A 9541-nucleotide genomic window follows, 5' to 3' on the forward strand; every position below is an offset into this window, starting at 1 on the left:
CATACTACTACATATAGATAAGCATTTTGCACAAATCAAATAATGCAAAAATGCGGAGACAAAGGATTATATAAAATCCTAATGGGTTAATATGAGATCAGGGTTTACTCATCAATGGGGATAGCGGGGGCTGGCTTATGAATTATTTTGCTGACTTAACGTGGACAGAGTCCATTAAGGACGTTATCGATATATTGATCGTTACCTATATTATGTACAAACTGATTTTGCTTGTGCGGGGGACACGTGCGGTTCAGCTCCTAAAAGGGATTCTGTTCCTTGTGCTGATCTGGGCATTAAGTACGTGGCTAAACTTGTATACGCTCAAATGGTTAATGAACCAGATGTTTACGTTTGGTGTCGTTGCGGTCTTCATTATCTTTCAGCCGGAACTACGTCGTGGTCTGGAGCAATTGGGACGCGGTAAGCTGTTTGGACGTTCAGCGGCAGCGAGTGATGAAGAACTAACCGTGTTAATTGGTGAGATTATTAAGTCAGTTAATTATTTGTCACGGCGTAAAATTGGCGCTTTGGTCGTATTTGAACGTGAAACAGGTCTGAACGATTACACGGAATCGGGCATTAAGATGCACTCTCTGGTCAGCTCGGAGCTGATGATTAACATCTTTATTCCAAATACACCGCTCCATGATGGAGCCGTTATTATACAGGGAAAACAGATTTCGGCGGCAGCTTGTTATTTGCCATTATCAGAGAATCCTTTTATCAGTAAGGAATTGGGAACACGTCACCGTGCAGCAATCGGGATTACCGAAGTTGCAGATGCGATCTGTTTGGTTGTCTCCGAGGAGACAGGACAAGTGTCACTGGCAATGAATGGACAGGTCGTTCGTGATATTAAGGAAGAATCGCTGATTGCCAAACTGTATGAGGAGTTGCGCCCAACATCCAATTTGAAAAAGAATGGCTGGACAACCTTCTGGAAACGGAAGGGAGGACGTAACAATGGATAAGTGGTTTAACAATAATAACTTTGCCAAAATACTTGCGCTTGCGGTGAGCCTGCTACTCTGGTTCATGATTCATCTGGATGAAGTACCAACCACCCCTACAATTACAACAGGGACAACCAACAAGGTTGTGGAACGTACGGTGCCTGTTCAACCTTATGGATTAGACAGCAACAGCTATGTGCTTACTTCATTAAGTACGGATGAGGTCCGGCTGGAGATCAAAGGGCAGCGCTCGATGCTAACATCGATTTTTACGAATGACGATTACAAGGTACTGGTTGATCTGAGTCAGGTGAAAGATGGGTCCAATACACTGCCACTTGTACCTGATTTGCCTTCCGGGGTAGAAGTGGTCAGCATGGAACCTTCCATGGTTACGGTGAACGTAGAAAAATTGGGCACCAAATCCTTCAATGTGAATATTGTACCCGAAGGGGAACCATCCGCCGGATACAGCGCTGGAACGCCCGTAACTGAACCTTCGACGCCGGTTAAGGTAACTCTGCCCGAAGGGCAACTCGAGGCTGTAGCGAAGGTCCAGGGCAGTGTGAGCGTGAAAGATGCCAAGGAAGATGTCATACAGAAAAAAGTGAAACTTCAAGCCTACGATGCTGAAGGTAAGGTCCTTGAAAATGCGATTATAACGCCTCAAACGGTTGAAGTCCGAGTTCCGGTCAATCAGCCCTATACATCTGTACCCTTAAGAATCAAATATTCGGGACAGCTTCCGGAAGGCCTGGTACTCTCCACGGTAGAGCCAAACGTGAAAGAAGTCTCGGTTTATGGATCAGAGGATGCGCTTGCAGGTATACAGTCCTACGACCAAGTAACCCTTGATCTTACACAGTTTGATCAGTCGGGTACATCGACAGTTAACGTGGACTTGACGCCGCCTTCCGGTTTTGAGAAAATCGAGCCTAGTTCGATTCAGATCAAGGTAACCATATCACCATTTGACGAGGCAGAGGAGACAACCAAAGTCTTTCCGAACGTCCCCATCACACTTACCGGTGCGGGGAATGGACTGGAAGGGACGCTGGTTACGCCTCGAAGCGGCGGTCTGAACCTCACACTTACAGGCTCAGCAAGTATGCTTGAGGGTCTGAGTAGTGATGATCTCACGTTAACCGGGGATCTTGCTGGACTTGCGGTCGGAACGCATGAGATCAAGCTTGAAGCCGACCTGCCCCGTTATGCCAAACTGGATGAATCATCCACTGCATTAAGTGCGACGGTCAAAATTAGCGAAAAGGCTGAAGATACCACGACCACTCCTGGCGAAGAACCGACGGACGAGGGAACGGTAGCACCTGACCCAACACCAGCAGAGGTTGAAAATGGGGAAACAGAGCCTGTTCCTGATGAAGAAGAAACGGAATCGAATACGGATACTCAGGATCAGGGTCAACAGGGGAGCACAAGCAGTCGAGGTAATTTAAATAATAATAACAGCGGTACTGGCAGTAAAAGTGGCGCGAATCCGTAAACGTTCTAATTTTAAAATTCTCAAAAAAATAATAATAGTGCTCGTATATGATGCGAATAGAAGGAGTTAAATCATGGGGAAATATTTTGGTACAGATGGTGTAAGAGGGGTTGCCAATAAAGAGTTAACGGCAGAGCTGGCTTACAGCATTGGACGTTGTGGTGGTTACGTGCTTGCAGGTGGTGTGGAAAGACCAAAAGTGGTTATCGGCATGGATACTCGTATCTCGGGATTGATGTTGGAATCCGCACTGGTTGCAGGTCTGTTGTCCATTGGCGCTGATGTGATCCGTCTGGGCGTGGTATCCACTCCGGGAGTGGCGTATATTGCACGTTTGTTGAAAGCTGACGCGGGCGTGATGATCTCGGCTTCCCACAATCCGGTTGAGGATAACGGAATCAAGTTCTTTGGTGGAGATGGCTTCAAGCTGTCTGATGAAACAGAGAATCGGATTGAAGAACTGATGGATGCGGAGACAGATCAATTGCCACGGCCAGTTGGTGGCGGGCTGGGTACTGTAACGACAGATGAGGAATCCCGTTATCGTTATCTTGATTTCCTGAAAACGACTGTAAATGAATCGTTCTCTGGACTTAAAATTGTTTTGGACTGTGCAAACGGAGCAGCTTATGAACTGGCACCAAAATTGTTCAGTGAACTAGGTGCAGAAGTCATTGCCATTGGCGCTGAGCCTAACGGCCTGAATATTAATGAGCAATGTGGATCAACTCATCCAGAGAACCTGAAACAAGAAGTGCTCAAACATAAAGCGGATCTGGGTCTTGCTTTTGACGGGGATGCAGATCGTCTGATTGCTATTGATGAGACAGGCGCTGAGGTGGATGGAGATTTCATTTTGTGTATCTGTGGTGATGCGATGAATCGTGCAGGCAAGTTGAAGGACAGTACTGTTGTATCGACCGTTATGAGTAACATCGGATTCTACAAAGCAACAGAGAAACTTGCACTGAAAACAGCTAAAACGGCAGTAGGTGATCGTTATGTGATGGAGGAAATGCGTCGTGGCGGTTACAACTTGGGTGGAGAACAATCTGGCCATGTTATTTTCCTGGATTACAATACAACTGGAGACGGTATGCTGACTGCGATTCAACTCGTGGATACGCTCAAGGCTTCCGGTAAAAAACTGAGTGAACTAAAAGCGCTAATGACCCAGTACCCACAAGTATTGGTGAATGTGCGTGTTGAAGATAAGAGCAAATACGAGGGCAATGCTGCAATCGAGCAAGCTATTGCTACAGTAGAACAACAACTCGGGGATAATGGACGTGTACTCGTTCGTGCTTCAGGTACTGAATCTCTGATCCGTGTTATGGCGGAAGGACCAGATAAAGACGAACTTGAACAATTTGTGTCTCAAATCGCAGATGTAGTGCAAAAAGAACTGGTATAGGACTGGAAGATGTAAGAGGCTTAATATAACATGATTTAGGACTTATGCATTGATATTCCTGCATCCCGGCCTGATGAGACCATAGGTCCGTTTATCCGGTCGGGATTGTAGGTAAATATGCTAAAATTGTCACAGGTACTTTGCTCCATTGCAAAATGGACCTGACGTGCATATAATGAGTGGAGTCGTCATTCAGACACAGAAAGTGAGGAACGTAAGGTTACAGTTATACAAGCGCCAGAGCTTGGAGTTGCGCGGGATGATGTTGATCAGGATTTCTTCTAGGTTGAAGAACGCTGATTAAGATCAACGGCAATCAAGCTGACGAGGTGGAGGTGTTCGGATTGTTCGGCGGGGACCTCCCGGTGAAGCACCAGAGCCGTAAACCGGATTGCGGAAAATGGATAGGTGACTGTCCACACAACGCGCCGGTGCAGGTGCAAGAGTTAAACTAAAATTCAAATGAATGTGCGTGAAGAGCGTAAACAGTACGCGGACGGGAAAATGATGTACATTCATGATTGCATTCATTACAGCTTATGATGACAGCGGGGCGACACGAGGTCGCTCTGATCATTGATAATTGAATAAGTACCAAGTATTCATGAAACGCTAGGCAATCACTCATTTTCCGATATGCCGCCTCTGCCTGTTTCTCTTCGTGACACAGTATTCATATACAAACGGAGGAAATAAATTATGTGCGGTATTGTTGGATATATTGGTAATAAGAACACTCAGTCGGTATTGGTTGAAGGATTGAAGAAACTCGAGTATCGTGGTTATGATTCTGCAGGTATCGCAGTATTCACACCGGAAGGTCTGCAAATCACGAAAGCTCTTGGTCGTCTTGCGAACCTTGAAGCCAAGCTGGATGGTGCACCACTGGTAGGTAATGCCGGAATCGGACACACACGTTGGGCAACTCATGGTAAACCATCGGATGAGAACTCTCATCCACACACAGATGGAAGCCAGAAGTTCTCTGTTGTGCATAACGGTATTATTGAGAACTACCTGGATCTGAAGGACGAATTGATGGCTCAAGGTCACACGTTCACTTCCGAGACAGATACTGAGGTTATCTCTCACCTGATCGCACGTGAATACAATGGTGATATCGTCAAAACAGTACAAAAAGTGATCACGTTGTTGCGTGGCGCATTTGCACTGGGTGTATTGACAGAGCATGAGCCTGAGAAACTCGTAGCTGTGCGTCAAGCAAGCCCATTGATTATTGGTATTGGTGAAGGCGAGAACTTCATTGGTTCCGACATCCCGGCAATTCTGGAACATACACGTAACGTGTACATTCTGAATGATGGTGAAATGGCTGTATTGACACATGATGCTGTCGAATTGATGACGATTGAAGGTAACTTTATTTCTCGGGAAATGATTCGTGTCGATTGGGATGCTGTAACCGCAGAAAAAGGCGGATTTGAGCACTTCATGTTGAAAGAAATTCATGAGCAACCAAAAGCATATCGTGATACTATGCTGGGTCGCATCGATAATGAAGGCAAAAAAGTTCAACTTCCTGAGTTGAAAATGACTGAAGAACAAATTAAAAATATCCGTAACGTTCAAATCATTGCATGTGGTACAGCGTACCATGCAGGCCTGGTTGGACGTACAGTGATTGAGCAATTGGTACGTATTCCGGTTGAAACAGATGTGGCTTCCGAGTACCGCTACCGTTCCCCAATCGTGCACAAAGATACACTTGTAATCGTAGTGAGCCAATCCGGGGAAACTGCCGATACGCTTGCTGCATTGCGTGAAGCACAATCCAATGGTGCACATGTACTGGCAATCACAAACGTAGTGGGTAGCTCCATTGCACGTGATGCAGATGATGTTATCGCAACATTGGCAGGTCCTGAAATTGCAGTAGCTTCTACCAAAGCATATACTTCGCAATTGATCGCGTTCAACTTGCTGGGTTTGTACCTTGCACAAGTTCGTGGTACTCAATCTGCAGAAGAGATTGAACACACGCTGGCAGCGATGCAAGCATTGCCTGAGCAAGTGGAATCCATGTTGGAGCAAGCGGAAGCAATCAAAGGATATGCAGAGCAAATCTCCAAACATGAACATCTCTTCTTCATTGGCCGTGGTCTTGACTATGCAGTAGCTCAAGAAGGATCTTTGAAGCTGAAAGAGATCTCTTATATTCACTCCGAGGCGTATGCTGCGGGTGAATTGAAACATGGTACGCTTGCATTGATCGAAGACGGTATCCCTGTTATTGCCCTGGCAACGCAGGAGAACGTACTTGAGAAAACAGTGAGCAACATTAAGGAAGTAAAAGCACGTGGCGCAGATGTATTGGCAATTACGTATGAAGAGCACGTAGCACCATTGCTGAAATCCGTAGACCAAGCGTTTGCGATTCCTAAGACGCTGCCACTGCTTAGCCCTGCTTTGTCTGTAGTTGCACTGCAATTGCTGGCATACTATGCTTCCCTGGCACTGGGTCATGATGTAGATAAACCACGTAACCTGGCGAAAAGTGTAACGGTTGAGTAAGGTATTCTGTACAAATTAGTTTATTGTCGGATGACATGGATAACGGGTTGATCAATAGATTCAGTAAACTAATAAAGTATGGACAAAATAATGGTCCTGATGACTCTAAGTCATCAGGACTTTTTTGATGTTTCAGGAGGGTGGTTCTAAATATTAGAACCACCTTAATTGTGTTTTTTCATTGTAAATTGCGGTCATTCATTGGACGAAAATCCATCAGATTATAAAGTATCTTAGGAAGAGTATCCTTTTGTAATTCTCACATTTGAAATATTCTTCGTGCACGAATGTAATCAACTTCTTAAAGAGAATCATTAACCTTCGCAACTCGTAAGTGCAAATATATCCCCAAGAAGGATGCGGATCGGGCATAAAAGATCATTTGAATGGTAAAGGAAGATGACTGAACGTGACGGGTACATCTTTCAGCAACTCACAAAATGGTATACCAAGAAGCAACAATGCGCTCGATGAAGAAGCTTATTACGCGAAGTAAAATTATTGACCGTTCAATTCAGACTCAGAACGCTATTGTAATCTGCATGTAAATGAGTGAAGGACATCGGAAAGCGTATAAGGGAAAACCTCACCTACGGTTTGACGAGGAGGAGCAGAATATATTTACCCTTTACTCTAACAGAGGCGTAGAGAGAAGGCGTGATACAAAACGATGTCGGCTACCATCCGTGCGGACGCTGTGGCCAGTTTCCAGCCAAGCTTTCAGAAATTGGTCAGGTAATCATGTTAAAAATTACAAAGTGCAAGGAATCGGAACACCGGCAAAGAATGTTTAAAGGGAATATATACCAAATTTACCTGTTGAATGACTGAATGTCAACACTCGTCGAATTCCTTGATTGATGTCAAATCATGCCCAACGTTTCTTCTCCATTCACTTTTTTAACGAAAAATGTTAACACATAATGTTTTATAGACCAAATTTAACAATATAATGACTATATTTAACAAAAATTTCACTATACATTCTTGTAATTTTTGATATAATTCAACCTAGGTCTTATTCCCTATTATTCTAATAAATGGAATTGTAGGGTTTTTTATACCCATCCAAGCTGTGTGCGAGAGACCAGTATACTGGCTAACCAACAAGCCGGCATGTGGGGACCAACAATTGTGGAAAATGACAGCCTAGAATATGTTGCTCCATGACGTCAGAAGGTTTAGAAAGGAAGGTTCAGAAAGATGGAGCCAACCTTATCCCAATTCCGATGGAGGATGAAGCGAGTGAGCATTTTTGAAAAGCTGGAATCCAACGTAAGATCTTACTGCAGAAGCTTTCCGGTGGTATTCGACCGGGCCAAGGGAGACCTTTTATATTCTGAGGACGGAAGAGCATATATTGATTTCTTTGCAGGTGCCGGGGCACTCAATTACGGCCATAACAACGATTATATTAAAGACCGGGTTCTCGATTACTTGACCTCCGACCGGATTATGCACGGTCTGGATATGTATACAATGGCCAAGCGTGAATTCATCCAGAGCTTCTCCGAGCGGATCCTGGAGCCGAAGAAGCTGAATTACAAGCTTCAATTCTGCGGTCCAACAGGGACGAATGCGGTGGAAGCGGCCCTGAAGCTCGCACGCAAGGCGAAGAAGAGAAGTGGAATATTCGCATTCATGGGTGGCTTCCACGGCATGTCGCTCGGCAGTCTGTCGGCGACAAGCTCCAAGTCCATGAGAGAAGGGGCGGGGCTTCCTCTGGACGGAGTTACGTTCATGCCGCACCCGAGCGGGGCTTTCGCAGAAATGGATACGCTCGGTTATATCGAGAATATCCTGACTGATTCGCACTCCGGAATCGACAAGCCGGCCGCGATTCTGCTTGAAACGGTACAAGCCGAAGGCGGAATTCACGTTGTCGACGCGCAGTGGCTACGTGAGCTGCAGCAGATTTGCCGCAGGCACGATATTCTGCTCATTACAGACGAGATTCAAGTAGGATGCGGCCGGACAGGCGAATTCTTCTCCTTCGAACGTGCGGGGATCGAGCCGGATCTCATTACCCTGTCGAAGTCGATCAGCGGGTACGGCCTGCCAATGTCCCTCCTGCTGCTGAAGCCCGAACTGGATATCTGGACGCCGGGCGAGCACAACGGCACCTTCCGCGGCAACCAGCTGGCTTTTGTGGCCGCGAAGGCTGCTCTCGAGTTCCGGGACAGAACCGAACTGGAAGCTCAGGTGAAGCAGAAGGAAGAATATGTGCGCTCGTTCCTTGATCAAGAAATTAAGCCTCTACATCCGTCCATCGCCATCCGCGGACTCGGCCTGATCTGGGGCATTGACGTCTCGGGGTTCATGGATGAAACCGGGGCGAAGCGGGTGGCGGATATCAGCTTCGAGAACGGGCTCATCATTGAAAGAGCCGGCAGAGGAGATTGTGTGCTGAAGATCATGCCTCCGCTGACCGTCTCGATGGAGCATCTGGCCGCCGGCTGCGACATTATCAAGTCCAGTATGCAGCAGGTGATCTCTCAGGAGACCAAGGATTTACTAGTAACGACCTAAGCTTGGCCAAGCCGATGGTCGCCCCCGGCAAGAGGCACGAAAGTGCCTTCCGGAGGGCGTGCGGACTTGATGTTAAGGTAGCACTTTCATCTCATGCTACCTGCGGTAACGTCAATCAGCATGGAATTCTCCGGCAATCCAAGCGCAGTCCCGTTCGTGCCATACGGAGCATTCTTTGAGCCTCATGCAGTACCCTCGTTAAATTTAATCGTCAGGAAAAGCTCACTACCCCGCAGCCGAATCTTTACTTATCCACACCAGGGCTGTGGGGGAATAATCAAATCGTACATAGAGTGTATCAATACCCCTTAAACATAGGCTTCGTCAAAGGTAGCTCGGGTACCAAATCAGGAGGTACGATCGACTTCCTGCTGGACGGCCGGAACCCTGCGGCAAGCCTTACATCGACAGGAGGAACATTCCTTGTCGTCTATCCCCAAATCCAATTCCGAACCCCAAGTTAAACCAAATCCCGTCTTCGGGTGGCTCGTCCGCAGCAATCTTATTGAAGCAGAGGAGTCCGAAGTAGCCGCATCTCTTGCGTAGAACGATGTTTGTTGTCCTTTACGCATGGGAGCCGAGCGGTACAGCTGCTAGGCAGAGGAT

General features: G+C 46.5%; 6 protein-coding genes. All 6 read left to right on the plus strand.

The features are described from left to right. Positions 1-137: 137 nt before the first annotated feature. The 6 genes from cdaA (at position 138) to MHI01_RS22685 (ending at position 9481) form a co-directional block, all read left to right on the plus strand. Positions 138-974 (plus strand): diadenylate cyclase CdaA, encoded by an 837-nt coding sequence (gene cdaA, locus MHI01_RS22660; RefSeq protein WP_017692119.1) that lies wholly within the window; start codon positions 138-140, stop codon positions 972-974. Then, positions 967-2460, plus strand: coding sequence for a CdaR family protein (locus MHI01_RS22665; protein WP_076328833.1), 1494 nt, complete (start codon positions 967-969; stop codon positions 2458-2460). Before cdaA ends, MHI01_RS22665 begins: the two co-directional genes overlap by 8 nt. Before the next feature lie 73 nt (positions 2461-2533). Further along, positions 2534-3874 carry a phosphoglucosamine mutase gene (gene glmM / locus MHI01_RS22670; protein WP_017692121.1) on the plus strand — a complete coding sequence of 447 codons (1341 nt, stop codon included), beginning with the start codon at positions 2534-2536 and terminating at the stop codon, positions 3872-3874. A 699-nt stretch (positions 3875-4573) separates the two neighbouring features. Continuing rightward, positions 4574-6406 carry a glutamine--fructose-6-phosphate transaminase (isomerizing) gene (glmS, locus tag MHI01_RS22675; protein ID WP_036668148.1) on the plus strand — a complete coding sequence of 611 codons (1833 nt, stop codon included), beginning with the start codon at positions 4574-4576 and terminating at the stop codon, positions 6404-6406. Between the two features lie 1245 nt (positions 6407-7651). Then, positions 7652-8935 carry a diaminobutyrate--2-oxoglutarate transaminase gene (ectB, locus tag MHI01_RS22680; protein ID WP_036614038.1) on the plus strand — a complete coding sequence of 428 codons (1284 nt, stop codon included), beginning with the start codon at positions 7652-7654 and terminating at the stop codon, positions 8933-8935. A 423-nt stretch (positions 8936-9358) separates the two neighbouring features. After that, positions 9359-9481, plus strand: coding sequence for a hypothetical protein (locus tag MHI01_RS22685; RefSeq protein ID WP_256721367.1), 123 nt, complete (start codon positions 9359-9361; stop codon positions 9479-9481). Positions 9482-9541 lie beyond the last annotated feature (60 nt).

The sequence above is a fragment of the Paenibacillus sp. FSL M7-0656 genome, assembly GCF_038003225.1.
Lineage (GTDB): Bacteria > Bacillota > Bacilli > Paenibacillales > Paenibacillaceae > Paenibacillus > Paenibacillus amylolyticus.

What these genes read in the sequence shown, in the direction of transcription:
- glmS (WP_036668148.1), top strand. Translation starts at nt 4,574, where the DNA reads ATGTGCGGTATTGTTGGATATATTGGTAATAAGAACACTCAGTCGGTA.
- glmM (WP_017692121.1), top strand. Translation starts at nt 2,534, where the DNA reads ATGGGGAAATATTTTGGTACAGATGGTGTAAGAGGGGTTGCCAATAAA.
- MHI01_RS22665 (WP_076328833.1), top strand. Translation starts at nt 967, where the DNA reads ATGGATAAGTGGTTTAACAATAATAACTTTGCCAAAATACTTGCGCTT.
- cdaA (WP_017692119.1), top strand. Translation starts at nt 138, where the DNA reads ATGAATTATTTTGCTGACTTAACGTGGACAGAGTCCATTAAGGACGTT.